Source organism: Xanthomonas sp. fls2-241-TYG-148 (assembly GCF_030208815.1).
In the GTDB taxonomy this organism is placed as follows: Bacteria; Pseudomonadota; Gammaproteobacteria; order Xanthomonadales; family Xanthomonadaceae; genus Xanthomonas; species Xanthomonas campestris.
Genome location: NZ_JARVTE010000009.1, coordinates 59,119 through 85,644, shown reverse-complemented (window position 1 = coordinate 85,644; position 26,526 = coordinate 59,119). Strand labels below are relative to the sequence as shown.

The 26,526-nt window shown below is 67.2% G+C and carries 20 protein-coding genes, 1 other RNA gene and 1 pseudogene; 7 read left to right on the top strand and 15 right to left on the bottom strand.

What is annotated here, in order from left to right; all coding sequences use genetic code 11:
- Window positions 1–37: 37 nt before the first annotated feature.
- The 8 genes from QRM60_RS11115 to aspS form a co-directional block, all read right to left on the bottom strand.
- Entirely contained in the window at window positions 38–1,159 is a 1,122-nt protein-coding gene (locus QRM60_RS11115) for an SMI1/KNR4 family protein (RefSeq protein WP_115573409.1), read from the bottom strand.
- A gap of 2 nt (window positions 1,160–1,161) precedes the next feature.
- Window positions 1,162–3,069, bottom strand: a complete 1,908-nt coding sequence (locus tag QRM60_RS11110) for a potassium transporter Kup (protein ID WP_011038140.1) — start codon at window positions 3,067–3,069, stop codon at window positions 1,162–1,164.
- A gap of 198 nt (window positions 3,070–3,267) precedes the next feature.
- Window positions 3,268–3,852 carry a Holliday junction branch migration protein RuvA gene (gene ruvA / locus QRM60_RS11105; RefSeq protein ID WP_006450983.1) on the bottom strand — a complete coding sequence of 195 codons (585 nt, stop codon included), beginning with the start codon at window positions 3,850–3,852 and terminating at the stop codon, window positions 3,268–3,270.
- A 157-nt stretch (window positions 3,853–4,009) separates the two neighbouring features.
- A complete protein-coding gene (gene ruvC, locus QRM60_RS11100; protein WP_011038141.1) occupies window positions 4,010–4,534 on the bottom strand; it encodes a crossover junction endodeoxyribonuclease RuvC in 525 nt (174 codons plus the stop codon).
- Between the two features lie 112 nt (window positions 4,535–4,646).
- On the bottom strand, window positions 4,647–5,375 hold the full coding sequence (locus QRM60_RS11095; protein WP_011038142.1) for a YebC/PmpR family DNA-binding transcriptional regulator: 729 nt from the start codon (window positions 5,373–5,375) through the stop codon (window positions 4,647–4,649).
- Window positions 5,376–5,450: 75 nt separating this feature from the next.
- A complete protein-coding gene (locus tag QRM60_RS11090; protein ID WP_192884276.1) occupies window positions 5,451–6,110 on the bottom strand; it encodes an alpha/beta hydrolase in 660 nt (219 codons plus the stop codon).
- A 124-nt stretch (window positions 6,111–6,234) separates the two neighbouring features.
- On the bottom strand, window positions 6,235–6,762 hold the full coding sequence (locus tag QRM60_RS11085) for an N-acetyltransferase (protein ID WP_115573410.1): 528 nt from the start codon (window positions 6,760–6,762) through the stop codon (window positions 6,235–6,237).
- 346 nt (window positions 6,763–7,108) lie between these two features.
- Window positions 7,109–8,875 carry an aspartate--tRNA ligase gene (aspS, locus tag QRM60_RS11080; RefSeq protein ID WP_285446223.1) on the bottom strand — a complete coding sequence of 589 codons (1,767 nt, stop codon included), beginning with the start codon at window positions 8,873–8,875 and terminating at the stop codon, window positions 7,109–7,111.
- Window positions 8,876–9,035: 160 nt separating this feature from the next.
- Here aspS and QRM60_RS11075 point away from each other — a divergent pair, with 160 nt between their 5' ends.
- Both QRM60_RS11075 and QRM60_RS11070 read left to right on the top strand, forming a co-directional pair.
- Entirely contained in the window at window positions 9,036–9,806 is a 771-nt protein-coding gene (locus QRM60_RS11075) for a DUF3011 domain-containing protein (RefSeq protein ID WP_228439449.1), read from the top strand.
- Between the two features lie 220 nt (window positions 9,807–10,026).
- Window positions 10,027–10,101: non-coding RNA, sX9 sRNA (locus QRM60_RS11070), on the top strand.
- 4 nt (window positions 10,102–10,105) lie between these two features.
- Here the strand turns inward: QRM60_RS11070 and QRM60_RS11065 are convergent.
- Entirely contained in the window at window positions 10,106–10,699 is a 594-nt protein-coding gene (locus QRM60_RS11065; protein WP_285446222.1) for a hypothetical protein, read from the bottom strand.
- 50 nt (window positions 10,700–10,749) lie between these two features.
- Window positions 10,750–11,055: a zinc ribbon domain-containing protein gene (locus QRM60_RS11060; protein ID WP_285446221.1), complete on the bottom strand. Its 306-nt coding sequence runs from the start codon at window positions 11,053–11,055 to the stop codon at window positions 10,750–10,752.
- Between the two features lie 889 nt (window positions 11,056–11,944).
- Here QRM60_RS11060 and QRM60_RS11055 point away from each other — a divergent pair.
- The 4 genes from QRM60_RS11055 to QRM60_RS11040 all read left to right on the top strand — a co-directional run bounded on the left by QRM60_RS11055 (window position 11,945) and on the right by QRM60_RS11040 (window position 20,678).
- The gene (locus QRM60_RS11055; protein WP_042594817.1) at window positions 11,945–13,186 is read left to right on the top strand and encodes an MFS transporter; all 1,242 of its coding nucleotides are present in this window, start codon (window positions 11,945–11,947) and stop codon (window positions 13,184–13,186) included.
- Between the two features lie 59 nt (window positions 13,187–13,245).
- The gene (ggpS, locus tag QRM60_RS11050; protein WP_119959222.1) at window positions 13,246–15,540 is read left to right on the top strand and encodes a glucosylglycerol-phosphate synthase; all 2,295 of its coding nucleotides are present in this window, start codon (window positions 13,246–13,248) and stop codon (window positions 15,538–15,540) included.
- Between the two features lie 169 nt (window positions 15,541–15,709).
- Window positions 15,710–18,118, top strand: coding sequence for a TonB-dependent receptor (locus QRM60_RS11045; protein WP_285446220.1), 2,409 nt, complete (start codon window positions 15,710–15,712; stop codon window positions 18,116–18,118).
- A gap of 412 nt (window positions 18,119–18,530) precedes the next feature.
- Window positions 18,531–20,678 (top strand): phospholipase C, phosphocholine-specific, encoded by a 2,148-nt coding sequence (locus tag QRM60_RS11040; protein ID WP_285446219.1) that lies wholly within the window; start codon window positions 18,531–18,533, stop codon window positions 20,676–20,678.
- 100 nt (window positions 20,679–20,778) lie between these two features.
- Here the strand turns inward: QRM60_RS11040 and QRM60_RS11035 are convergent, their stop codons facing one another.
- The 3 genes and pseudogenes from QRM60_RS11035 to bla all read right to left on the bottom strand — a co-directional run bounded on the left by QRM60_RS11035 (window position 20,779) and on the right by bla (window position 22,906).
- A complete protein-coding gene (locus QRM60_RS11035) occupies window positions 20,779–21,753 on the bottom strand; it encodes an alpha/beta hydrolase (RefSeq protein WP_285446218.1) in 975 nt (324 codons plus the stop codon).
- A 43-nt stretch (window positions 21,754–21,796) separates the two neighbouring features.
- Window positions 21,797–21,904: pseudogene (locus QRM60_RS11030) on the bottom strand (iron dependent repressor); the annotation flags it as partial.
- A 111-nt stretch (window positions 21,905–22,015) separates the two neighbouring features.
- Window positions 22,016–22,906: a class A beta-lactamase gene (bla, locus tag QRM60_RS11025; RefSeq protein ID WP_285446217.1), complete on the bottom strand. Its 891-nt coding sequence runs from the start codon at window positions 22,904–22,906 to the stop codon at window positions 22,016–22,018.
- A gap of 100 nt (window positions 22,907–23,006) precedes the next feature.
- Here bla and ampR point away from each other — a divergent pair, with 100 nt between their 5' ends.
- Window positions 23,007–23,882, top strand: a complete 876-nt coding sequence (ampR, locus tag QRM60_RS11020) for a LysR family transcriptional regulator AmpR (protein WP_042594827.1) — start codon at window positions 23,007–23,009, stop codon at window positions 23,880–23,882.
- Between the two features lie 22 nt (window positions 23,883–23,904).
- Here the strand turns inward: ampR and QRM60_RS11015 are convergent, their stop codons facing one another.
- Window positions 23,905–24,405: a YcxB family protein gene (locus QRM60_RS11015; RefSeq protein ID WP_285446216.1), complete on the bottom strand. Its 501-nt coding sequence runs from the start codon at window positions 24,403–24,405 to the stop codon at window positions 23,905–23,907.
- A gap of 50 nt (window positions 24,406–24,455) precedes the next feature.
- Window positions 24,456–26,372, bottom strand: coding sequence for an ABC-F family ATP-binding cassette domain-containing protein (locus QRM60_RS11010; RefSeq protein ID WP_042594833.1), 1,917 nt, complete (start codon window positions 26,370–26,372; stop codon window positions 24,456–24,458).
- Between the last annotated feature and the right edge of the window lie 154 nt (window positions 26,373–26,526).

Here is a 26,526-nt window from a genome sequence, read left to right as displayed (position 1 = left end):
CGCCATCTTCTCATGCCGCGCGCGGCCGGCGCAGCATCTAGAAATCAAGGTCGGCCTGCCGCAGCGTGCTGAAAAACGCCTCGAAGCTCGGCGCGCGCCAAGTCGGATGCAATCCTTCCCAGCGTTCGAAGTAGACCACCTCGGGCGCGTACTGCGGCCCGCGGCCCCGATAGTCCAGGCACAGCAGGCAGTCGACGTTGTGGCTCGACAGCACCAGGACCTGGTCCAGACCGGCATGCAGAGTTGCGACTGAGCTGAAATCCTGCGGGTCTTCGAACGCGGCGGCGAAGTCCAGCACGCTACCGATCTGGGCCAGCGGCGATAAGTAGCGGTCGATCAGCACGCACTCCCAATCCACGTAGCGGTCCGAAGGGAAACGGGTGCGTGGCGCCCAGCACCAGCCGGTATCACCGCCGTCCTGGACGCCGTACAGACGCTTGAACAATGCCGGCAAGCGCACGCCCAGACTCGCTTCGGCCGCTGCCAGGGCCTCGGTGTCCGCAACCGTTGGTGCGTCGCTCCAGTGCCCGGGACCGCTCCAGAACGTCTCCAGTGCAGGCGGCTGCGGCTGCCACTGCACGCGCTCGTTGTCGTCGTATTTCGCCTGCAACGCGGGCGACCAGTACACGACATCGACCAGCTGCGCGAGCAGATGCTCCACCCCCTCGAACACGATCAAGCGCTGCCCGCTGCCCGCATCGACGTAGACCAAGCTCGGCTCGGTGTCGGGCGCTGCGTAGTCCAGGCAGAGCGCCCGGCTGGGCGCGCGGGCATCGGCGGCGATGGCGATCAACCAGCGGTCATCGCCACTGGCGGCCAGGCCGGCGTAGGCATCGCCACGGTAGTCCTCGCGGGCGCGCACCTGCGCGAACGAAAATAGCGCTTCCGCACCCAATAGGCGCGCTCGCGGAATCAGCCATTCGGCAGCAAGCCAATTGTCCGGCTGTTGCAGCGACTGACCACGCGCCATCTGCACCGCGCCACCGTCGTAGCGTGCATAGAGATGCTGCAACCAGTCCGGCAGGCGGACACCGAGCCGCGCCTGCGCCGCGGCGATGGACGCATCCGTGGCCGGAGATCGTCCAAGGTTCAGCGCTTCGTCCCAGAAGGTGTCCAGGGTCGGCGCGCGACCGTAGACCTTCCATTCCAGGCCGGCCATGCTCAGATCTCCACTTGCGCGCCGAGTTCCACCAGGCGGTTGCCGGGAATGCGGAAGAAGCCGGTGGCCGGGGCGGCGTTGCGATGCATCAGCGCGAACAACTTGTCGCGCCAGATCGGCATGCCGCGGTTGGCGCTGGCCACGATGGTCTCGCGGCTGGCGAAGAAGGTGGTATCCATCGGGTCGAAATGGATGCCGCCCTGGTCGCAGGAGCGCATCAGTGCCAGCGGTACGTCGGGCGTTTCCATGAAGCCGAAGCGCACGTACACGCGGTAGAACTCGTCGCCGATCGATTCGATCTGCAGGCGCTTGTCAGCCGGTGCGTACGGGATCGGCAAGGTGTCGACGTTGAGGAAGATGTTGCGCTCGTGCAGCACCTTGTTGTGCTTGAGGTTGTGCATCAGCGCATGCGGTACGACCATCGGGTCGGCGGTCAGGAACACCGCCATGCCGGGCACGCGGGCTGGCGGCGCCAGCATCAGGCCGGGCAGAAAGCTGTCGATGCGGATGCCGTCCTTGCGGATTTCCTCGCGCAGCAGCGCGCGACCACGCCGCCAGGTGCGCATCAGGGTAAACACCACGATGCCCAGCGCCAGCGGGAACCAGGCGCCCTGCAGCAGCTTGGCGCCATTGGCGATCACGAACGCCAGTTCGATGATGAAGAACACCACGCACAGCGGCAGTACCCAGTTGCGCCAGCGCGGCCACAGCGAGCGGGCCACCAGGGCCAGCAGCAGCGTGTCGATCAGCATGGTCATCGAGACCGAGATGCCGTAGGCCACGGCCAGGTTGGTGGAGCTGCGGAAGATCAGCACCAACGCGATCACCATCACCATCAACAGCCAGTTGATGCCGGGCACGTAGATCTGCCCGATGGTGTCGCGCGAGGTGTGCTTGATCAGCATGCGCGGGATGTAGCCCAGCTGCATGGCCTGGCGGGCCACCGAGTACGCACCGGTAATGACCGCCTGCGAGGCGATCACCGCCGCCAGCGTGGCGAGGATGATCATCGGGTACAGCGCCCAGCTCGGCACCGCTTCGAAGAACGGGTTCTTCAGCGCGGCCGGGTGGTTCAGCACCAGCGCGCCCTGCCCCAGGTAGTTGAGCAGCAGCATCGGCAGGACGAAGAAATACCAGCCGTGGCGGATCGGGCGCGCACCGAAATGGCCCATGTCGGCATACAGCGCTTCGCCGCCGGTCACCGCCAGCACCACCGCGCCGAGGATGAAGACCCCGTGCCAGCCGTGCTCCATGAAGAAACGGATTGCCCACCACGGGTTGAAGGCCTTGAGCACTTCGGGTGCGTCGACGATGTTCCAGATGCCGATCGCGCCCAACGACAGGAACCACAGGCAGGTGATCGGGCCGAACACCTTGCCCACTTTTTCGGTGCCGAAGCGCTGCACCATGAACACCACCAGCAGCACTACCACGGTGATCGGCACGATGAAGGGATGCAGGCTGGGCGCAGCGATCTCCAGACCTTCGACCGCGCCCATCACCGAGATGGCCGGGGTGATCACGCCGTCGCCGAAGAACAGCGAGGCGCCGAAGATGCCCAAGATGCCCACCACATACGCCGAGCGCGAGCCCTGCTTGAGGGTGCGCTGGGTCAGCGCCATCAGCGCCATGATGCCGCCCTCGCCCTCGTTGTCGGCGCGCATGATGATGGTGACGTACTTGAGCGTCACCGTAATCATCAGCGCCCAGAACGCCAGCGACAGCACGCCCAGCACGGTGTCGTGATCGCTGGTCAACCCGTAGTGCGGCGAGAACGCCTCCTTGAGGGTGTACAGCGGACTGGTGCCGATGTCGCCGAAGACGACGCCGATCGCGCCGATGACCAGGGCCATGTGGCCATTGGCGGGCGCATGGCCGGAGCCGGCTGCGGGAGTGGGGGTGTGGGACATGAGGTGAGGAGTTTTCGCCAGACAGCGTGAAGAAGAGGAGGACGGCGCGCTACCGGGGCACCGCCCCGGCCTTGCGGGCAAATCCCAGGTGAGGTCGGGCACTGCGCTCGGGATGCGCAGTGTACGGGCCCAACCCGCCGATGCCGAGCACTGGCCGCGCCCGCTTGGCAGCGGCGCGGTGGTTTTGGACCGCCGCGCCTAGCGCAGCGCGGCCTGGAGGGCTTTGCGAATAACGGTGGCGACCTCGTCACCTTCGGCCCCGGCCTCACGTGCCATGCGCGCGGCCTCGGCGGGCTTGTAGCCCAGCTGCTGCAACGCCACGGTGGCCTCGGACACCGCATCCGGGCCCAGCTGGCCGGTGATCGGCGCGCCGCTGCTGAAGTCGGCCGCGCGGTCGCGCAGCTCCACCACCATGCGCTCGGCGGTCTTCTTGCCGATGCCGGGGATGCGGGTCAGCGCGGTGATGTCGCCGCTGGTGATCAGCCGCGCGAACTCGTCCACGGTGACCCCGGACAGCACCGCCAGCGCAATCTTGGCGCCGATACCGGTGACCTTCTGCACGTCGCGGAACAGCCTGCGCTCGCCTTCGCGCAGGAAGCCGTACAGCGAGACGCTGTCTTCCTTCTGCGCGTAATGGGTGAACAGGATGACATCGCGGCCGACATCGGGCAGGTCGTAAAAAGTGCTCATCGGCGCCTCGAGCTCATAGCCCACCCCGCCCACGTCGATCACCAGCCACGGCGGCTGCTTGTAGGCCAGGATCCCGCGCAGACGGCCGATCATTGGGCACCGCCCTGGCGGTGCCGGGATTGGGCATTCGGGATTGGGGATTGGCCAGATCTCTCGCTGCCGTTAACGACTGCCGCGCAGCGCCGCATCGGCACAGCACCCGTGGACGCGCTTTTGCGAATCCCCAATCCCGACTCCCTAATCCCTGCTCTCATCTTTTCCGGCTCCACGCCTGTTGGGTATTGACGCCCAGGCGCTGCGCGGTGGCGCGCACGTGGGCGTGGGTGATGGCGACCGCCAGCGCGTCGGCGGCGTCGGCCTGCAGCTTGCCTTTGAGATTGAGCATGATCCCGACCATGTGCTGCACCTGGACCTTGTCCGCGCCGCCCTTGCCGACCAGCGCGAGCTTGATCTCGGTGGCAGCGTACTCGTGCACCGGCAGGTCGCGCAGCACCACCGCGCAGATCGCTGCCCCGCGCGCGTGGCCGAGCTTGAGCGCCGAATCGGCACTCTTGCCCATGAACACCTTCTCGATCGCCACTTCCTGCGGCTGGTAGGTCTCGATCAGCTCGCCCAGCCCGTGCAGCAGGCGCTTCAGGCGCTGGGCGAAGTCGCCCTCGCCCAGCAGCACCAGCGGCGCATGGAACACATGCCGGCTGCGACCGCTCTCGTCGACGTCGATGATGCCGATGCCGGTGCGCTGCGAACCGGGATCGATGCCGAGGATGCGGGTCATCGAGGGGCAGGGATTGGGGATTGGTGAGTCGGGATTAGCAAAGTGCAGGCAATCCGGAAACGCCAGTGCTGTTGCGAATCACCACTCTCGAATCCCGTCATCCCGGCCATCATCAAGCGCCGAGACTGGCCTGGTCGACGTTCGAATACACGTCCTGGACGTCGTCCAGGTCCTCGAGCATGTCCAGCAGCTTGCGCACCTGCACCGCGGTGTCGCCGTCGACGGCGATGTCGTTTTCGGCGCGGAAGGTGATCTCGGCGTGGGCCGGTTCAAAGCCGGCGGTGGCGAGGGCCTGCTTGACCTGGGCGAAGGTGTCCGGGGCGGTCAGCACGTCGATGGCGCCATCTTCCGGGTACACCACCACGTCGTCGGCGCCGGCTTCGATGGCGGCCTCGGTGACGGCGTCCTCATCGGCACCGGCGGCGAAGCTGAGCACGCCCAGGCGCTTGAACATGAAGGCGACCGAGCCGTCGGTGCCCATGTTGCCGCCGCACTTGCTGAAGGCATGGCGCACGTCGGCCACCGCGCGCACGCGGTTGTCGGTGAGGCAATCCACGATCACCGCCACGCCGCCAGGGGCGTAGCCCTCGTAGCGCACTTCTTCGTATTCCACGCCTTCCAGCTCGCCGGTCGCCTTCTTGATGGCGCGCTCGATCACGTCCTTGGACATGTTCGACGACAGGCCCTTGTCCATGGCGGTGCGCAGGCGCGGGTTGTTGGACGGGTCGCCGCCGCCGGCGCGCGCCGCCACACTGATCTCACGGATGATCTTGGTGAAGATCTTGCCGCGTTTGGCGTCGGACGCGTTCTTGCGGCCTTCGATGGAGGGGCCTCTACCCATGAGTGTTTCCAGACTGGCTTGGATGACAGGGCGCGGATTTTACCTGATTGCCTGCCCGCACCGGGGTGAGGCCGTTCAGTGCGCAAAGCGGCCATCGCGCAGGAACGCCAGCACCTGCTGCGCGGCGGCGGGCGAGCGCAGCAGGCCGCTATGGCTGGCCTGCACCACGCAATGGTCGTGCAGGCCGGGCAGGCGGGTTTCGTCCAGCCCCACCGTGCCGTCCGAGCCGGCCTGCAGCGGCGCCAGCCAGCGGCCCAGGCCGCGTGGCACGCAACCGGCAATCTGGCCCACCTGGGCAGCGCCGTCCCAATGCGTAAACCCTTGCTGCAACAGCGCCGCACTACGCCCCATCGCCCAGTGGCCGCCACGCCGCGCCAGCCCACGTGCAGCTGCGCTGCCACACAACGGCGAGCCCAGGCAGACCACGCGTTGCACCGGCAGCTCCGGCGCCTGCTGCAAGGCTTGCAAGGCCATCAACCCGCCCAGGCTGTGGCAGACCAGTAACGGTGCGCGCGTGGCGCGCAGGCGGGCGATCAGCTGGGGCACCGCCTGCGCCGGGCCGCCGCGCACGCTGGCATAGCCGAACAGCGCCGGCGTCATGCCGGCCGCGCGCAGACGCCGTGCCAGCGGCAGCAACCAGTGCGCGGTATTCCAGATGCCATGCACGAGCAACACATCGGCGGAGGCAGCCTCGGGATGCCCGCTCTGTGTCTGCAGGTCGTCGCCACCACTCATGCGTGGACGCTCCGGGCGGATGGCGCCGCGCGAATTACCGCAGGAGCGACACATCGACCACCGCAGCCCGAATTCAATGTGGTGGCGTGCACGACCACGCCGCGCCCAGCCACCGAGCCCGGCACTACGGTTCCGCGACCACCGGCGCGCGGCGCAGGATGTATTCGCGATCCAGGATACGGCCGACCGGGAATTCGTACTCGCCAACCTTTTCGAAGCCGTAGCGTGCATAGAAACGCTGCGCGCCGAAGTTCTCCGACCACACGCCGATCCAGAGCGTGCCGGGCCCGTCGCGTTCCAGCCATTGCAGCGCGGTCTCGAACAGCCGGCTGCCCCAGCCGGTGTTCTGGTAGTCCTTCAACAAGTAGAGCCGCTTGAGCTCCCCATCGCCCGGCTGCACGTCTGCGTGCGGCAGCCCGCAGGGGCCGGCCGCGGCATGGCCAACCAGCAGGCCATCCATTTCCAGCAGCCAGATCGCGTAGTCCGGATGCGCTAGCACGATGCGCGCGCGCTCGACTGCATAGGTTTCTTCCAGGAAACCGCGCAGGTCCTCGTCGGGATACAGATGGCCGAAGGTTTCGGTAAACGTCCGCACGGCCAGGAGCGACAGCGCTTCGGCATCGTCGGGCGTGGCGCGGCGGATGCGGGTCATGCGGGGCGTCTCGTGCAGGGTGACGTTGCAGCTTCTCGCATGCGGCGGCGCTCCCGCAAGCCGGGGCGGGACGGTGGCCTGCGGGATCAGCGCGGTGCATGCCAGGGTCGTGAGCCCTGCAGGCGCAGGGGCCTGCTTGCACCGGCGGGTTAGTGCTCAACCGACAGCATGTCGGAGCGGCAACTGATGCACTCCGAACAAGCACCGGGCGGATGACGCTTGCCGATGAAGACCAGCCCGATGAGCAGCCGCGCCCTGCTGACGGAGGCACCTCACGCAAAGCCGTCAACGACGGCCGATTAACCAGGCACGGCCATGCCACTGCATGGCCGTGTACTGCGGCAGGTCAGGCCTGCTTGGGCCGCACCTGCACGTGCACTTCGGCCAGCTGCTCGGCCGCGATCGGCGACGGGGCGTCGGTCATCAGGTCCTGCGCGCCGGTGGTCTTGGGGAACGGGATCACGTCGCGGATGGACTCGGTACCGGCCATCAGCGCGGCGATGCGGTCGATACCGAATGCAATGCCGCCATGCGGCGGCGCGCCGTAGTTCAGCGCATCCAGCAGGAAGCCGAACTTGGCGCGCGCTTCCTCGGCGCCGATGCCAAGCAGCTCGAACACCGCGCTCTGCATGTCCGGGCGGTGGATACGGATCGAGCCGCCGCCGATTTCATTGCCGTTGAGCACCATGTCATAGCCACGCGACACCGCGGTGCGGGCGTTGGCACGCAGGTCGGCGATGTCGTCCACAGCCGGCGCGGTGAAGGGGTGATGCAGGGCCACGTAGCGCTGCGCCTCCTCGTCCCATTCGAACATCGGGAAGTCGGTGACCCACAACGGCGCCCAGCCGGCGGCGACCAGGCCGAAGTCCTTGCCGGCCTTCAGGCGCAGCGCGCCCATGAATTCGGACACCTTGTTGTAGCCGCCGGCACCGAAGAACACGATGTCGCCATTGGCCGCGCCCACGTGCGCTAGCAGCGCTGCAAAGGCCTCTTCGCCGAAGAATTTGGCGATCGGCGAGCTCACCTCGCCGGTCTCCGACAACTTGATGTAGGCCAGGCCCTTGGCGCCGTACTTGGCGGCGTGCGCGGCGTAGTCGTCGATCTGCTTGCGGCTCAGCGTGGCACCACCGGGGATGCGCAGCGCGGCCACGCGGCCGTCGGCATCGTTGGCGGCGGCGGTGAACACCGGGAATTCGCTGGTCTTGACCAGCTCGGCCACGTCGACCAGCTCCAGCGCGATGCGCAGGTCCGGCTTGTCCGAACCATAGCGACGCATCGCCTCGGCCCAGGTCATGCGCGGGAATTGCGCGGCCAGCTCCACATCGACCACTTCCTTGAAGATGGCGCGGATCATGTCTTCCACAAAATCCTGCACGTCGCGCTCGCGCACGAAGGCAAATTCCATATCGAGCTGGGTGAATTCCAGCTGGCGATCGGCGCGCAGCGCTTCGTCGCGGAAGCAGCGCGCGATCTGGTAGTAGCGGTCGAAGCCGGCCACCATCAGGATCTGCTTGAACAGCTGCGGGCTTTGCGGCAACGCATAGAACTCACCCGGATGCATGCGCGCCGGCACCAGGAAGTCGCGTGCGCCTTCCGGGGTGGCCTTGGTCAGGATCGGGGTTTCGATGTCCTGGAAATCGCGTGCATCCAGATGCCGGCGCAGCGCCTGCACCAGCTTGATGCGGGTGCGCTGCATGCGCTGCATTTCCGGGCGACGCAGATCCAGATAGCGATACTTCAGGCGGGTGTCTTCGCCCGGGTTCTCGTGCGCATGGAACGGCAGCGGCGCGGCCTTGTTGAGGATGGTGATGCGGGTGGCGATCACTTCCACCTTGCCGGTGCGGATCTTGTCGTTGACCGCGTGACGCGCACGCACCACGCCTTCGACCTGCAACACGTCTTCGTAGCCCAGGCTGGCGGCCACCTTGAACACCTCGGCGGAGTTGGCGTCGCCTTCGGCGGGCTCCACGGTCACCTGCACGATGCCTTCGTGGTCGCGCAGGTCGATGAAACACACCCCACCCAGATTGCGGGCCACGTCGGTCCAGCCGGCGAGAGTGACGGTTTGGCCGATCAAGGTCTCGTCGACCAGGCCGCAAAAGTGGGTACGCATCGAAAGCTCCGCTGAAAACCCGGCACAGGACGGCGCCGGAGAGCCCGATATTCTGGGGCCGACGGGCGGCGGGAGCAAATGCGGAGGCGGTCATGGTCGCTTAAGTGAGCGCCCGGCTGAATAGGCACCACGCCTCTCTCGTATACCCAAGGACGCCACGATGCTGCGCACCGCCCTGCTGATCTCCGGCTTTTGCCTCATCACCGTGACCGGCGCGGTGGGCAGCCGCCCGGCCGCCGCGCAGGACCGCGGCTGGAATGGCCCCAGCATCACCTGTGCCAGCAACGACAACCGCCGCCGCGAATGCGATACGCCGTTCCGCGGCCGCGCGGTGCTGGTGGAGAACATCTCCGGCACCCGCTGCATCGAGGGCCGTAACTGGGGCAGCGACCGCGGCCGGGTCTGGGTGGACAACGGCTGCCGTGGGCGCTTCGTCGAAGGCCGCAGCGGGAATGGCGGCGGCTGGGGCGGCGATGGTGGCCCAGGCGGGGTTGCCGGCACGGTGCGCTGCGAGAGCAACGACAAGCGTCAGAAGATCTGCGACACCGGCTGGCGCCGCGCCATCCTGGTGCGCCAGCTGTCCAACACGCCCTGCGTGGAAGGCCGCAACTGGCGGCAGGACGGTGGCCGGATCTGGGTGGACGACGGCTGCCGGGGCGAGTTTGCGCAGGCGCGCGGCGGCGGCTGGGACCGTGGTGACGGCGGCTACGGCGGCCGCGACGACCGCCCGCGCAACGATTACACCATCACCTGCAGCAGCGACGACCGCCGCCTGCGCACCTGCGGCTGGGATGGCCGGTATGGCCGGCCGGTGCTGACCCGCCAGCTGTCCGATACCCGCTGCGAAGAAGGCCGCAGCTGGGGTTACGACCCGCGTCGCGCCACCGTGTGGGTCAACGACGGCTGCCGAGCGCGCTTCGAGGCGCGCTGAAGCCTGCGTCGGAATCTGAGCGGTAAGTGTCTCTGCGCCTGCGCATTCCAGCGCGGGTTGGCGTCGCTGCGGCTTGATACGCAGCGGCGCCGGAACGGCACTGTTTCAACGCCGACGACGTGGCGATACGGCGTGGTTCGATTGCCGGTGCGCTGGCTTGGAGCCGCTATCAAAACGACTGCGCGGCCGCCGGGCGGGCGCGGCCGGTGCTCGAATCGGCATGTCCCTACGTAGACTCCGGTTCCCACGCGCCGTGCGCACCCACCTGACGACTGCTCGCTACGTTTTGTTAGCCGTTCTTAGCCGCCCCAGGGTGCCGGCGGCAGCGCCACCGGCCGGGTAAGGTCGAATTCCACCCGGAACAGGCGCCCGTCCGGGCGGCTCAGTTCGTAGACCACACTCCGCCCCGGGTGGACCTCCATGGCCCAGGTGTTGTGCAGGGACGCCGCCGCGCCTTGCCGCTGGAACAGCGCGCGCGAGTCGGCATCGAGCGGGAATTCCTGGCGGGTGGCAGCGCCAGCGCTGACGGTGTGGCCGCCGTAATTGCTCAGTACGTCCGCGCTGCCGTCGGCATGGCGATGCGCGTGCTTGAGGCGCAGCCCGGTGGCAGTGCGCGTCAACACCCAGGTACGCGCGTGGTCGTTGCCGACATGAAACGGCACGCGCAGTTCGCGGGTGGGCGCATCGCAGCCGCGCACATGCATCACCAGCGCTTGCCCCGCAAATGGGCTGGGCGCCTTGGACGCTGGCGTGTCGACCAGCACGCGCCCGGCAAAGGCCTGCCCGCAGTGGGCGGCAAGCGCGGCCAGAAACTGGTCAGCTGGCGCGGTGGCGGTGGCCGATGCTGGCGGCGGCGGTGTGGCGCAGCCGGCCAGGCCGGCGACCAGCGCCACCAGACACAGACCGGCACGGATGCGACCAGGCCACCGGCGCGCCAAAGGGGTCACGCCGGGTCGGACGCGGGCTTGCTGGCCGGCTTGCTCTCGCTGGCCGCGGCCGGCTTTGCATCGCCACCGCTGTTGCTACTGCTACTGCTGCTTTCGGTGAGGTTCTTCTTTTTCTCGCCGGCGGATTTGAAATCGGTCTCGTACCAACCGCTGCCCGAGAGCCGGAACGACGGCGCGGTGACCTGACGCTTGATGGCGTTGGCGCTGCAGGCGGGGCAGCTTTCCGGCACCGGGTCGGACATTTTCAGCAGCCGATCGAATTGATGGTCGCAGGCGGTGCACTGGAAGGCGTAGATAGGCATGGTGAGTCAGCGGAAAGAGAACGCGAGGGCGCAGATTCTAGACCGCCACGGACCGCCGCGCGCGTGGGCCGGCGCTGCGGGCATCTCGTGGACAGCCCGGCGCAGATGTGGTCACCGACGCACATGGCGGCAGCGTTACCGGCTGGTCGTGATTTGGGGCCGCGTGCATCGTCACCTGGACTGGACTGCGGGAGAAGGATGGCGGCGTGACGGAATCTCCGTACCGCAGGCAGCGGCGCTTTGCGTGCTCGGGCCGTGTTTGGCCGCAGCAGGACCGAGTGATCGGCAGACGGATTCGTCTGTCCGTAGTTGCTCGACGGAGCGGAGTACCTGAGAGCGTTCTGCCGAGGCCCTGCGAACGCCGACGTGCGCGTCCGGCATTGCACGCTGCAGCGCCTTCCCGCTGCGGCTGTTTGCCACTGCAGTAAAAGGTCAGCGCCCGAATTCGTCTGCGCGCGTCGCCCGATGCAAGGACGAGCAGAAGCGTTCTACCTAGTTCCCCACGAAGGCCAATATTCGCGGCCTGCATCGCACTTTGCATCCACGGCTCGTTACGGCTGTCGCTGGGCAGCGCCCGCCATATCTCGCCTCCGCCCCTCCTCATCTACACCGCGCAATGCCAGGTACCGCAGTGCGCATGCAGCGACCAGCACAACGATGCACCACATTCGCGCAGCGCAATAGCCGCACGACGCGCAACGCGTTTCCATCCAGCTATCCACTTACGCAGCGGATCACCACCAAAAAACGCACCGTGCAGGTGTACAAACACCGCAAAAACAGCGCGCGACAGCCATCACACAGTCCCAGGTGAAACAGGCCACTGCCATCGAGCTGGTACACTTGGGCACGTGACCGACGCGCCTCTTCCCCCACGAGGGCCGCATTCGTGTTGCGGCTGACTGCGCTGTTGCTTGGCGTGGCCTTGTTGCTGACCGGCAGCGGGCTGCTGGGCACCTTGCTCGCCGTACGCGGTGGCCAAGCCGGCTTCGATGCGCGTGCATTGGGGTTGATCATGTCCGGCTACTTTGCCGGCTTCTTTCTGGGCACCTTCTTCGCACCGCCGCTGATCCGCCGGATCGGGCATATCCGCGCGTTCGCGTTTTATGCCGCGTTGGCCGCAATCGCGGTGCTATTGCACCCGATCTGGCTCGATCCGTGGGGCTGGGGCCTGTTGCGCCTGGTGACCGGCGCCGCGCTGGTGGGCCTGTACACGGTGATCGAAAGTTGGCTCAACGCCGAGCCGGACGCGCGCCGCCGCAGCCGGGTGTTTTCGGTCTACATGGCGATCAACCTGTCGGCACTGGCGCTGGGCCAGGTACTGCTCAGTGCGGGCGATGCCACGGCGCCGGCGATGTTTACGCTCACCGCCATCCTGATCTGCGCGGCAGTGATGCCGGTGGTGACCACGCGGCTGATTCCGCCCGAGGTGCCGCACGTGTCGCGGCTGCGGCTGGTCACGCTGTATGCGCTGGCGCCGGTGGCGACCATCGGCGCCGGCCTGTCCGGGTTGGCGATGGGCGCGTTCTGGGGCCTCCTGCCGGTATATGCCGACCGCATCGGGCTGGATGCCGATGGCGTGGCGATGTTCATGCTTACCGCCATCGTGGGCGGCGCGGTGTTGCAGTGGCCAATCGGGCGCATCAGCGATGGCCACGACCGCCGCATTGGCCTGGTCACGGTGAGCGTGCTGGCCGCCGGCATCGCCATCGCCGCTGCGCTGCCGATGGTGCAGGCGCAGACGCAGGTGCTGTTCCTGCTGTTCTTCGTGTATGGCGGGCTGGCGTTCTCGCTGTATCCGTTCGCGGTGGCGCACATGCTCGATTACTTGCCGCGCGAGGATTTGTTGTCCGGCTGCAGCAGCCTGCTGCTGGTGCATGGCGTGGGCGCGGCGATCGGCCCGGCGCTGGCCGGCGGGGCCATGCAGAAATTCGGCCCGGCGGCGTTGCCTGCGTATTTCGCGGTGATGCTGCTGGCCCTGGCCGGCTTCACGCTGGCGCGCCTGCTGCGCTTCCAGCGCCTGCGCACCCATCCCATTGCGTTCCGCCCGATGTTGCGGACCACGCCATCGGCGCTGGAGCTGATGCCGGAAACCGATTCCCCCTCCCCTCCTCACAAGGAAACACATTGACTGATCAAACCAGACTCCCGAACACCTCATCCCTGACCCACCCCCGCCCGGATCCTGCCGTGATCCTGGCCACCGACCTGGATGGCACCTTCCTGGCCGGCTCTGCAGAACACCGTCACCAGCTGTATCGCCTGGTCGACCAGCATCCCGAAATCCGCCTGATCTTCATTACCGGGCGCGGACTCGAAGCGGTGATGCCCTTGCTCACCGACCCCACCATTCCCCGGCCCGACTATGTGGTGTGCGACGTGGGTGCCACCGTGGTGGACGGCCACACGCTGCAACCGCTGCAGCCCCTGCAATCGATGATCGATGCGCACTGGCCTGGCGAGCAGGTGGTGGCCCAGGCGATGCGCGCATTCCCGCAATTGCAACGCCAGGACGTGCCGCAGGAGCGCCGCTGCTCGTATTTCTGCGATCCGCATACGTTGGCGCCGCTGCGTGCGCAGATCGAGCAGACCGCACGCGCGCTCGGCTGCGACGTGCTGTATTCGGCCGACCGCTATCTGGACATTCTGCCGCCGGACACCGACAAGGGCCGCACCCTGGGCGCGTTGGCGCGCCAGCTGGAGCTGCCGCGCGAGCGCATCCTGGTGGCCGGCGACACGCTCAACGATCTCTCCATGTATCTGGCAGGTTTCCGCGGCGTCTGCGTGGGCGATTCGGAAACAGCCTTGACGCAGGCCACTGCGCAGTTGGAGGCGACCTATCACGCCAGTGCGCCCGGGTGCGGCGGCATCCTGGAGGCGATTGCGCACTTCGGCCTGCTTGCCGACGACGACCCGCATGTACCGGCAGTGCAGGCCCCGCGCAAGGGCGGCGCCGAGCTGGTGATGGTCTATCACCGCCTGCCCTATGACGAAGTGGTCGAGCACGGCGAGTTGGTACGCCGCGCGCCGCGCTCGCCCAACGGCATCATTCCCTCGCTGCTGAGCTTCTTCGAAGGTGGCCAGCGCGGCTCGTGGGTGGCCTGGAGCGTTGACGACCCCAAGCGCGGGCCGTTCCAGACCCACACCGAGGTGGATGCGCAGCGCTACCCCACGCTCACCGCCGCACGCGTGCCGCTGAGCAAGAGCGAGGTGGACATCTTCTACAAGCGGTTTTCCAAGGAAGCGTTCTGGCCGATGCTGCACGTGTTCTGGGAACGCGCGCGCTTCCGCGAGGACGACTGGCAGGTATTTCTTGCAGTCAACCGCAAGTTTGCACAGGCCACCTCGGCCGAGGCCGCGCACGGCGCAACAGTGTGGATCCATGACTACAACCTGTGGATGGTGCCGGCGTACCTGCGCGAGCTGCGCCCGGATCTGAAGATCGCCTTCTTCCATCACACCTATTTCCCTTCGGCCGACGTGTTCAATGTGGTGCCATGGCGCCGCGAGATCATCGGCAGCCTGATGTGCTGCGATTACGTGGGCTTCCATATCCCGCGCCAGGTGGAGAACTTCGTGGACGTGGTGCGCGGCGTGATGCCGGTGGAACGGCTGGCGCAGGAAAGCTGCGCGCCACGGTTTCTCACCTACGGCTGCGCGGTGGGCCTGGACACCATGACCACCTGCCTGCGTGTGGCCGATCGCGACGTGGCGCTGGGCGCGCATCCAGTGGGCACCGACCTGCGCCGCATTCGCGCGGCGCTGAGCAAGCCGGACGTGCGCAACGACATCTTCAAGCTGCGCCGCGAGATCGGTGCGCGCAAGCTGGTGTTGTCGGTGGAGCGGCTGGATTACACCAAGGGCACGCTGGCGAAACTGGAGGCGTTCGAGCGCCTGCTCGACAGCCAGCCGCAGCTGCTGGGTAAGGTCACCTTACTGATGGTGTGCGTGCCAGCGGCGCGCGAGATGACCATCTACCGCACCTTGCAGACGCAGATCGAGCAGGCGGTGGGCCGCATCAACGGGCGGTTCTCGCGGCTGGACTGGACGCCGGTGCGCTTCTTCGCACAGGCGCTGCCGTTCGAGCAGGTGGTGGCGCATTACGCCGCCGCACAGGTGATGTGGATCACCCCGCTGCGTGATGGTTTGAATCTGGTGGCCAAGGAATTCGTCGCGGTGCAAGGCATCGAAGGCGGCAGCGGCGTGCTGGTGCTGAGCGAATTTGCCGGCGCGGCTGCAGAACTCAAAGGCGCAGTGCTCACCAACCCGCACGACCCGGCCGATCTGGCGGCCGGCCTGTTGCAGGCACTGGCGATGCCCGATGACGAAGCGGCCGGGCGCCTGCGGCAGCTGTACGACAGCGTGGAGTACTACAACATCGACCACTGGGGGCGCGACTTCCTGGACGCGGTGGCACGTAGCCGTGGCGCGCATGCCCGTGTGCCCTTGGCGGCGGCCAGCACGGTGGCCGAGCCGGTCGCCTAGGCACACGCCGGCGCGCGCGCTGCAACACGCGCAGTCACACAGCAACGCCCGGGCTCTCCGGGCGTTGCTGTGTGGAGACAAGCGTGACGCTGGCCCATCGGCAGCGCGGTCATGATCACGCAATGCAAGCGCGGCAGGCTGGGGTTCTCCCCCCTGCCCGTGGATTGCAATGGATTCGACGTCCTCCTCGCGCGTGCGCCACCTGGCCACGCTGGCCCTGCTGCTGGTTCCGCTCGCCCTGCCCGCCTACGCCCAGCAAACGCCCGACGGCGCCGCGTCGACACCGGCAGCCGCCGAACCAGACGGCGGCGCGCAGGTGTCCACGCTGGATCAGGTGCAGGTGGTGGGCCAGGCGATGACGTATTCCAAGACCACGGTAAGCAAGGAAATGCTGGACCGCCAGTTCGTGCTGGGCAGCGTCAACGATGCGCTCAACGAGCTGCCCGGCGTGGTGGTGACCGAAGCCGATGCGTTCGGCTCCTCGGACTGGGGCACGCAGATCAGCATGCGCGGCTTCGTCAGCAACCGCGATACGCAGCAGATCGGCACCACCATCGACGGCGTGCCCAACGGCGGCTCGGCCTACGGCGGCGGCTCCAAGGCGAACCGCTTCATCGACATGCCGGATCTTGAAACCGTGGAAGTGAGCCAGGGCACCGCCGATATCGCCTCGCGCTCCAACGAAGCGCTGGGCGGCACCTTGAACTACCTCACCGGCGAGCCGCTCGAAGAACAGCGCGTGCGCGTGATCGGCGGCATTGGCGACAACCAGGCGCGCAAGTATTACGCGCGCTACGACACCGGCCTGCTTGGGGGCCATACCCGTGCCTGGGTCAGCGGCTCATCGGCGCGCAATGACGACTGGATCGACGGCAGCGGCCACACCCGCCGCGATCATCTGGCCGGCAAGTTCGTCAGCAGCTTGGACAAGTGGACCTTGAGCGGCTATCTGTCCTACGACGATGCCGACGAATCCGAATACACCAGCGTGACGCCCGAGCAGTTCGCGCGCGATCCCGAACACGACCTGCTGACCGGCACGCTCACCGGCATTCCGTACCTGGATCAGAACTACCGCTCCGGCTCCCGCGCATTGCGCGAGAACACCTTCGGCTATCTGCGCGGCGCCTTCGATGGCGGCAACGGCTTCAAGACCACGCTCACCGGCTACGCGCATCGCATGCAAGGCCGCGGCGACTGGATTCCGCCGTACCTGGTGGACGTCACCAACGACGGCGCGGGCGCGCCGGAATCGGAGGCGCGCGGCGGCAACACCGTGTATGCCGGCAGCGACCTGGGCAAGCTGTATTACCTCACCCCGGGCGGCGCGGCGGCGACGCAGCTGGCCGGTTGCGCCGGCAGCGATGCGGTCCCGGCCGAGTCCAACCCGGCCTGCTATCCGGCAGGTTCGGTACCGGTGCAGTCGTATCGCCATAGCCACTACGACAATCACCGCGCCGGTGCCATGGCCGATGTGGAATGGCGCCACGACCTGGGCCCGATCGACAACACCGTACGTGCCGGCGCCTGGCTGGAGCGCTACGACCGCAGCGTCACCCGCGACTGGCATCGCCTGCTCAATGTCGGCACCAACATCAGCTTCGACCATCAGCCGTACTGGGTGCAGTTCAAGGACAACTACCAGACCGACGAACAGATGTATTACGTCGAAGATGTGATGCGGTACGGCGCGTTTGCCTGGCGCGTGGGCGTCAAGCAGTTCTTCGTCGACCAGACCCGCGACCGCCGCATCGGCGATGCGCAGCATGTGGAATCGGACGCGCATTCGGACCCGCTGCTCTCGGCCGGCCTGACCTGGACCACGCCGGTGCAAGGGCTGGAAGCATTCGCCGGCTATTCGCAGAACTTCGCGGCGATACCGTCCGGCGTACTGGGCGAGACCGACCCGGTCGCGCTCAGCCGCGTGCAACCGGAAACCGCCGACAACATCGAACTGGGCCTGCGCATCAGCCGCTGGCCGTTGACCGGCAGCATTACGCTGTACGACATCCGCTTCGACAACCGCATCGTCTACGTGCCGGCCAACTTCGTCAGCGGCATCGACTACCTGGGCGAAACCGATGGCGTGTACGAAAACTTCGGCGGCGTGCATGCGCGTGGTGTGGAAGCGGCCCTGGGCTACGGCTGGGACAACGGCTGGCGCCTCAACGGTGCCTACACCTACAACAAGGCCGATTACCTTGGCAGTGGCGATGCCGCGCGCGACACCGCGCTGGAGATCACCCCCGGTGCACAGGTCATCGGCCAACCGCGCAACACGCTGGTGGTGTCGGCGGATTGGCGCGGCGATGCCTGGCGTTTCGGCGTCTCTGGCCGCTACCTGGGCAAGCGCTATCTGGATGCCTCCAACCGCGCCGCGCTCAATGGCGTGACCACCTTCGATGCCAATCTCGGCCTGGAACTGTCGCAACTTTCCGCGCAGCTCAAGGGCATGCAGGTGGCGCTCAATGTCAGCAACCTCACCGACAAGCGCTACCTGGAAGGCGTGGATGGCAGCGACAGCGCGTTCATTGCCGCCCCGCGCACGCTGGGGCTGACCTTGACGCTGGATCTTTGAGGCCGAAGCACTGCACTGGAATAGATGCCAGGCGCGTCGTGCGTTCGCGCCCGGCAGTGTTCCGGACAGGCGGGTTGGTGGCGGAATCGTCACTCAGCCGGTGTCACGGACTAACGGCCTCACCCGTGGCTGCATGCATGGGTGGCAACTTTGCGGATTACGGAAGGCTTGGTTAATGGCATGACACCACGCGCTGCTGGCACCGTTCGTCCGCATGCAACACACGCAACGCCGCATCACTCAGACGTCGAATGGCAGCACACGCACTCCTGCAGGATCGGGCCGCTGCCGCAGCGTGCGAGGGCAAGCGTTCGCCTTCCCACTCGGGCACCATCGCTGCTCAGCCGCGCGCAGCGGCCGTATCCACTCATGCAGCAATCGCCCTCCAAGGATCAACCCAGCAGGTGACGCAATGATCGATCTTCCTCGCCGCCGCATGCTGCAGGCCGGCCTTGCCGGTGGTGCTTCCACCTTGCTGCCAAGCATCGCGCGGGCAGCGGCCATCGCACCGGACCGCCGCAGCGGCACGCTGGAAGACCTGCAACATGTGGTGATCCTGATGCAGGAAAACCGCGCGTTCGATCATTACTTCGGCAGCCTGCCGGGCGTCCGTGGCTTCGGCGACCGCTTTCCGATTCCCGCGCCACCGCTGCCGGGCGCGCCTGCGCGTACCGTGTGGCTGCAACCCAGCGAGGACGGCCGCCAATGGTTGGCCCCGTTCGCGCTGGATACTGCAGCGCAATTCGGCTACATGCGTGTGCAGGGTACGCCGCACAGCTGGGTGGACGCGCAGCGCGCCTGGGATCACGGCCGGCTCGGCAACTGGCCGGCGGCCAAGCACAACCACGCGCTGGGGTATTACCGCCGCGCGGACATTCCGTTCCAGTTCGCGCTGGCCGATGCGTTCACCGTCTGCGATGCGTACCACGCCGCGATCCAGACCGGCACCAACTCCAACCGCGTGTTCCTGTGGACCGGCGGCAACGATCCGCAGGCGCGCGCCGGTGGGCCGGTGATCGGCAACTCGCACGACAACTTTCCCGCGCTGGGCGGGTTCGCCGAGCCCTATCGCTGGACCACCTATGTGGAGCAATTGCAGCGTGCCGGCGTGTCCTGGCAGATCTACCAGGACATGCGCGACAACTTCACCGACAACCCGTTGGCCGGCTTCGACGTCTTCCGCCAGGCCTACAGCCAGACACCCGGCCACGATGCGCAGCTGCGCGCGCGTGGGGTGAGTACGCGTGGCGTGGAGCAACTGCGCGAAGACGTCATCGGCGGGCGCCTGCCGTCGGTGAGTTTCATCATTGCCGATGCCGCCGGCAGCGAGCATCCCGATCCCTCCAGCCCGGCCCAGGGCGCGGCCTATACCGCACGCGTGCTGGATGCGCTCACCGCCGATCCGCAGGTGTGGAGCCGCACGGCCTTGCTGCTGATGTTCGACGAGAACGATGGCTTCTTCGACCACATGCCGCCGCCGGCGCCGCCTTCGCCGGACCCACGTGCGGCCGGCGGCTTCGCCGGTGCGTCGAGCATCGCCACCGACGACGAGTATCACCGCCACCCGGCGCCGGGCGAGCAGAAGGTGGACCTGCCGGAGTTGCGCGGGCGCCCATACGGCCTGGGCCCGCGCGTGCCGCTGTACGTACTCTCGCCCTGGAGCCGCGGCGGCTGGGTGGATTCGCAGGTCTACGACCACACCTCGGTGCTGCGCCTGCTGGAGCGGCGCTTCGGCGTGCCCTGCACTGCAATTACCCCGTGGCGGCGCGCGGTGTGTGGCGATCTCACCGCGGCGTTCGATTTCAGCCGCACGGACACGCGCCCGTTCGTCGGCACGCTGCCGGATATCAGTGCCACCGCCACGCGCGCCGCCGCCCTGCACCAACACACGTTGCCGCCGCTGCCGCCCACCTTGCAGCCACCGGAGCAAGCTTTCGGCCTCCGGCGTTCGCGCGCGGTGCCGTATCGCCCCCGCGTGCAACTCGATGTCGTGCAGGCCCGCGGCGAAGTGGTGTTGCGCATGGCCAATGCCGGCGCGGCCGCCGTGCTGCACGTCTACGACCGCTACGACCTGGCCGCGATTCCGCGCCGCTACACCATCGGCGCCGATGCGCCGCTGGACGGCACCTGGACGACCTACGACGGCCGCTACGACCTGTGGGTTCTCGGGCCGAACGGGTTCCATCGCCATTACCGCGGCGATGTGGGCGTCGTTCCCTTGATCGCCGATGTTGCGCAAGATCCCGATGATGCACAGGCGCTGCGCCTGACGCTGCACAACCCCGGCAGCGTGCCGGTCGCGGTCACGCTGCAACCGGCCGCGTATGCCAACGCGCAACCGCGCGAGGGTGTCACCATCGCGCCCAGGCAGCATCACCAGCGCAGCTGGAGCGCCGCGGCCACCGGCGGCTGGTACGACCTGTGGATCGAACACGACGGCGCAAGCCAACGCTTGGCCGGCCGCATCGAAACCGGTGCAGACAGCGTCAGCGACCCGGCCATGGGTGGGCCGGCGCGCTTGTATCAAGACCACCCCGTCGCGATCGGCGCGCTCGGCTGAGCGCTGCGGCTTTCTGTCGCGCGTTGGCCACTCACGAAGACGCAGCCCGACGCACGCGGTCGTGCGCGCGGCAGCGCCGTACTGCCGCGCCCCGCATCGTTCACGGCGCGCTGGCCGTGCCCAGCATGCCGATCGTTCCCAGCCAGGTTTCCACCAGGTGCGGCCACTGCGCGATCGGCAGGTTGCCTGCGCGCAGACCGAAGGCATGCCCACCTTCGGCGTACAGATGCATTTCCGTCGGCACGCCAGCCTGCTTGAGGGCCACGTAGTAGGCCAGTGACTGGCTGACGCCATCCACCTCGTCGTCCTCGGCCTGCAGCAGGAAGGTGGGTGGCGTGTCGGCGGTCACGGTGATGTCCGGCCGCAGCGGCAGATGCGTTGGATCACGCTTGGCATGATCTGCGTCCTCGTGCGCCCACAGATGGCCCGGATAGACGGCAATGGCAAAGTCCGGGCGGCAGGACTGTGCATCGGCCGCGTCGACCGATGGGTACGTGCGCCGAGTGAAATGCGTACTCACCGCGGCCACGAGGTGGCCACCGGCGGAAAACCCGATGACGCCGACCCTGTGCGGGTCCACGCCCCAGTCGTCGGCATGCTGCCGCACCAGGCCCAAGGTGCGCTGCGCATCCTGCAAGGCCGTCTGCACCTTGGGGTAATAGCGGCCGCCATTGGTCCAGGTCGGCCCCGAATTCGGGACGCGGTACTTGAGCAGCACACAGGTGATGCCGCGCCCACTCAACCAATCGCATATGTCGGTGCCTTCCAGGTCCATGGCCAGCACCTGGTAGCCGCCACCGGGAAACACCACCGCCGCCGCGCCGGTGTTCTGCCCCTTGGGGGCATAGACCGTGATCGTCGGGCGGCTGACATCGCCCACCTTGGTCCAGGGGCGCTTGCCCTCGCCGGTGCCGACCGATTCGGGGCGTGGGTGAGGCAACGCGTCAGGCACCACGGTCGGCCAGAGCGGTATCTGGACGTGGCCAGGTGGCGGCAGCCAGGCGCGCGCCGGCGCCACGGCGGGAGCGAGCAGCAACGCCAGCGCCGCAGTCCGGGCAACACGAAGACAGTGCATTGTCGACCTCCGAAATTGAAGTGAAGCGGAAACATCCTGGCGCTCACGGTGTGCTGTCACCCTGCCGCTCCAGAAACGTGGCGAAGGTGGCTTCGCTGACATGGTGCTCGATGCTTTCGGCGTCTCGCGCACGCGCTGCGGATCGCCTCAGGCGCGCGTTGCTTCCCACGCCGCGATGGCGTGTGTTGCAGTCGACGCGCGGCGCGGACGCATCACGCGATGCAGGTGCACCACGCCGCCGCGGCTGCGCTGGCCGCCGCGCTCAACCCACGAGGTCGCGCACCGCTGCCGCCACCGCTTTCAACGCCGCGTCGCGGCCGGCCGCATCGACGGTGGCACCGTTGAGATACGCGGTCAGCAGCAACGGCGCCGCGCGACCGGGCGGCCAGATGATCGCAATGTCGTTACGGGTGTCGGTGCCATTGCTGCCGGTCTTGTCGCCGATCTTCCAGTCGCGCGGCAGGCCGGCGCGCAGGCAATCGTCGCCGGTACGGTTGTCGATCATCCAGGCGGTGAGCTGTTTGCGCGACGCCGGCTGCAGCGCATCGCCAAGCAGCAGCGTGCGCAGGGTCGCGGCCATCGCCACCGGCGTGGTGGTGTCGCGCGGCTCGCCTGGGGCGAACCCGTTCATCTCCGGCTCGAGGCGGTCACTGCGGGTCTTCGTGTCACCGATCCCGCGCAGGAATCGGGTCAGGCCAGGCGGGTTACCGATCAACGGAAACAGCAGGTTGGCGGCCGGGTTGTCGCTATGGATCATCGTGGCCTGGCACAACTCGGCCACGCTCAGTGAGCCGCCGACGTGGCGCTCGGTGACCGGCGCGTGTTCGAGCATGTCGGAGGCGCGGATCTTGATCTGCTGCGTCAACCTCAGCTCCCCCTTGTCCACCCGCTGCAGCACCGCCGCAGCCAATACAAATTTGAAGGTGCTGCACATTGGAAAGCGCTCGTTCTCGCGCTGGCCGATGTGCCAGCCGGTGTCGCTGTTGAGCAGGCTTATGCCCAGGCGGCCGCCGGTGCCGCGTTCGATCTCGGCCCATTTATATCGCAACTCCGCGATCGGGGACGCCACCAGACTGACCGCCTGACTAGGTTTGGACGCCGCAATCAGCACGCTTGCGCCGGTCATGGACAGGAACTGCCGTCGGTTCAACATGGCGCTGCCTCCTTGAGAGAGCCCGCAGTATCGGGGCCGGCGCGCTGGCCGACCACCGCAATGTTTCGATCCCTGGCATGAATTGAACTAATCTCTTGGCATGCCCAGACCGCGTCTCCCGCTCAATGCCCTGCGCGCGTTCGAGGCCGCCGCGCGCCATCAGAACCTGACCCGCGCGGCCGGCGAGCTGTGCGTCAGCCAGGCCGCGCTCAGCCACCAGATCAAGGCATTGGAGCAACAGCTGGGCACCAGCCTGTTCCACCGCCTGCCGCGCGGGGTGGCGCTCACCGACGAGGGCGCCGCGCTGGCGCCGGTGCTGGGCGACGCATTCGACCGCATTGCCGCCACGCTGGAGCGCTTTGCCGGCGGCCGCTATCGCGAGGTGCTCAGCGTGGGCGTGGTGGCCACGTTTGCCACCGGCTGGTTGCTGCCGCGCGTGGCCGCCTTCCACGCGGCACATCCGGACATCGAACTGCGCCTGTCGACCCACAACAATCGGGTGGACCTGGCCGGCGAAGGGCTGGACCTGGCAATCCGCTTCGGCGATGGCGACTGGCAGGGGCAGATTGCGCATGCCGTGATGGAGGCACCGTTTGCGCCGGTATGCGCCCCGGCGATGGCGCGTGCCTTGCACACGCCTGCCGATCTGGCCCACGTGCCGTTGCTGCGTTCGTACCGGCCGGACGAATGGGCACAGTGGTTTCGTGCTGCCGGCACCTCGGAGGTGCCGGCGCGTGGCGCGATGTTCGATTCGTCGCTGGCACTGGCCAGTGCGGCCGCGGCTGGCGCTGGTGTGGCGTTGTTGCCGCTGCGCTTGTTTGCCCAGGACCTGGGCGCGGGGCGATTGGCCTGCCCATTTCCGATCGAGATCGATGCGGGGCGCTATTGGTTGACCCGGTTGCGCTCGCGCCCGGAAAGCGACGCCGAAGCCCGGCTGCGCGCCTGGTTGCTGGCCGAACAACAGCGCGCCGATTGAGCAGCGTCGCCGCGTGCCGCGCTCAACGGCGCGCGGACGCCTTCCCCACCTGCAACGCAAAGTGGCGAAACGCTTCGTATTGCGCCCTGTCGGCGAACCAGTGCGGAGCGAACAGCTCGAACAACCGGTCGTTGTGATACAGCAACAGCACGCGCTCGTTTTCGCGGCAGCGGATGTAATCGGACCAGGGACGGCGCAGATGCCCGTCTGCCCAGGTGATGTCCAGCCCGGTGTCGTCCCACGCATAGGTGTAGGTGTGCCGCAGCGCGGCCTGCTGCGCATGCAGGCGCTTGATCTTTCGTGGCAAGCCCCAGACGTGCAACACCGCCAGGCCGATCAAGCCACCGCCGCCTGCGCCGATCAGCACCGGCCCGATGATGTCGCCGGCCCCGATCAGTTGAAGCAAACCCATCCCGATCAGCAGCAGGACCACCAGCACCACGATCAACAGCTTGGCCGTATGCCGCGCATGCAACCGCTGCGCGGCCAGATGATCTTCCAGGCTGATGGTGGCACTGATCATGTTCGCGACATCCGTGTACTTGGCTCGCTGCGCATCGTAACGCCTGCGCGTTACGCGCCGTCCAGCAACTCCATCCAGGCCGCTTCGGCAGCGGCCAGCTGCTGCGCGGTGGTTTCGCGCTCGCGGCCCAATACCGCCATCTTGTCGGCATCTGGATAGTTGGCCGGGTTGGCGAGCTGCCGGTCCAGGTCCGCCAACGCGGCTTCCAGTTCGCCTACGCGCTTTTCTGCGCTGGCCAACTTGTGCGGATTGACTGCTTTTTTCGGCGGCAGTGGCTTGGTCGGCGGTGGCGGGGTCGGTGCCACTTCGGCCATCTTCTGCTTGGTGCCCTGCGCGGCCGGGCGGCTGCGCAACCAGGCGGCGTATTCGTCCAGGTCGCCATCGAACGGCTCGACCACGCCATCGGCCACGCGCCAGAAACTGTCGCAGACCAGGCCGATCAGATGGCGGTCGTGCGAGACCATCACGATCGCGCCTTCGAAGTCGCTCAGCGCCTCGGCCAGGGCCTCGCGCATTTCCAGATCCAAGTGGTTGGTCGGTTCGTCGAGCAGCAGCACGTTCGGCTGCTGCCAGGCAATCAACGCCAGCGCCAGGCGCGCGCGCTCGCCACCGGAGAAGCCATCCACCACTTCAAACGCGCGGTCGCCGGCGAAATTCCATTTACCCAGGAAATCGCGGAACGCCTGATTGGAACCGTCCGGCGACAGATCGCGGAAATGGTCCATCGGCGACTGGCCTTCATGCAGCGATTCCACCGTGTGCTGGGCGAAGTAGCCGATGCGCAGGTCCGGGTGCGCACTGCGCTCGCCCGACAGCGGTGCAAGCTCACCCACCAGTGTTTTGACCAGCGTCGACTTACCCGCGCCATTGGGCCCCAGCAACCCGATCCGGTCGCCCGCCTCCAGCCCAAACCCGACATCGTGCAGCACGGTGATCGCATCGCTGGACCCACGCTTTTGCGATTCCCCATTCCCCATTCCCGATTCCCGCGGCGCAGCCGCATACCCGGCATCCAGATGATTCAGCCGGATCAACGAAAACGGCAGCCGATTGGGCTGGGCGAACTGGATGCGGAATTCGCGCTCGGCGCGCACCGCCTCGGTGCCGGCCATCTTGGCCAGGCGCTTCATGCGGCTCTGCGCCTGGGTGGCCTTGCTGGCCTGCGCCTTGAAGCGGTCGATGAAGCTCTGCAGATGCGCGCGCTCGGCCTGTTCCTTGTCGTGCGCAATCTGCTGCTGACGCAGGTGCTCGATGCGCTGGCGCTCGAAATCGGTGTAGCCGCCCACATACAGCTTGGCGGTGCCGCCGTGCAGGTGCAGCGTGTGGGTAGCCACGTTGTCCAGGAACTCGCGGTCATGGCTGATCAGCAGCAAGGTGCCCGGGTACTTGAGCAGCCACTGCTCCAGCCACAGCACCGCGTCCATGTCCAAGTGGTTGGTGGGTTCGTCCAGCAGCAGCAGGTCGCTGGGCATCATCAGCGCGCGCGCCAGGTTCAGCCGCACCCGCCAGCCGCCGGAGAACGAGGACACCGCGCGATGGTGGGTATCGGCCGGGAAGCCCAGGCCGTGCAGCAGCTTGCCAGCGCGCGCTTCGGCGTCATAGGCGCCCAATTCGGCCATGGTCTGGTGTGCATTGGCCACCGCTTCCCAATCCTCGCGCGCGGTCGCCTCGGCTTCCTTCTGCAGGATGGCGGACACCTCGATGTCGCCGCCGAGCACGAACGACAGCGCCGGGTCCGGCAAGGACGGGGTTTCCTGCGAGACACTGGCGGTGCGCACCTTGCCGGGCAGGTCGACGTCGCCCTTGTCGGCTTCCAGCTCGCCCTTGACCGCGGCAAACAGGCTGGACTTGCCGGTGCCGTTGCGGCCCACCACACCGACGCGGTAGCCGGCATGCATGGTCAGGTCGACGTTGGACAGCAGCAGACGCTCGCCGCGTCGCATGGAGAAGTTGCGCAGGGAAATCATTGATGGACAGTCCGATAGAACGAAAAGGAATGAGCAGATGAGCAGCATTCCTGCGACGCCATTCTAGCGTTAACGAATAATTAGCGCCTTCAGGTTGGCTGCGGCAGTCTTCGCCTTGCCGCGACCCCGGCCTGCCTAGCCTTGCTGGTCCTGC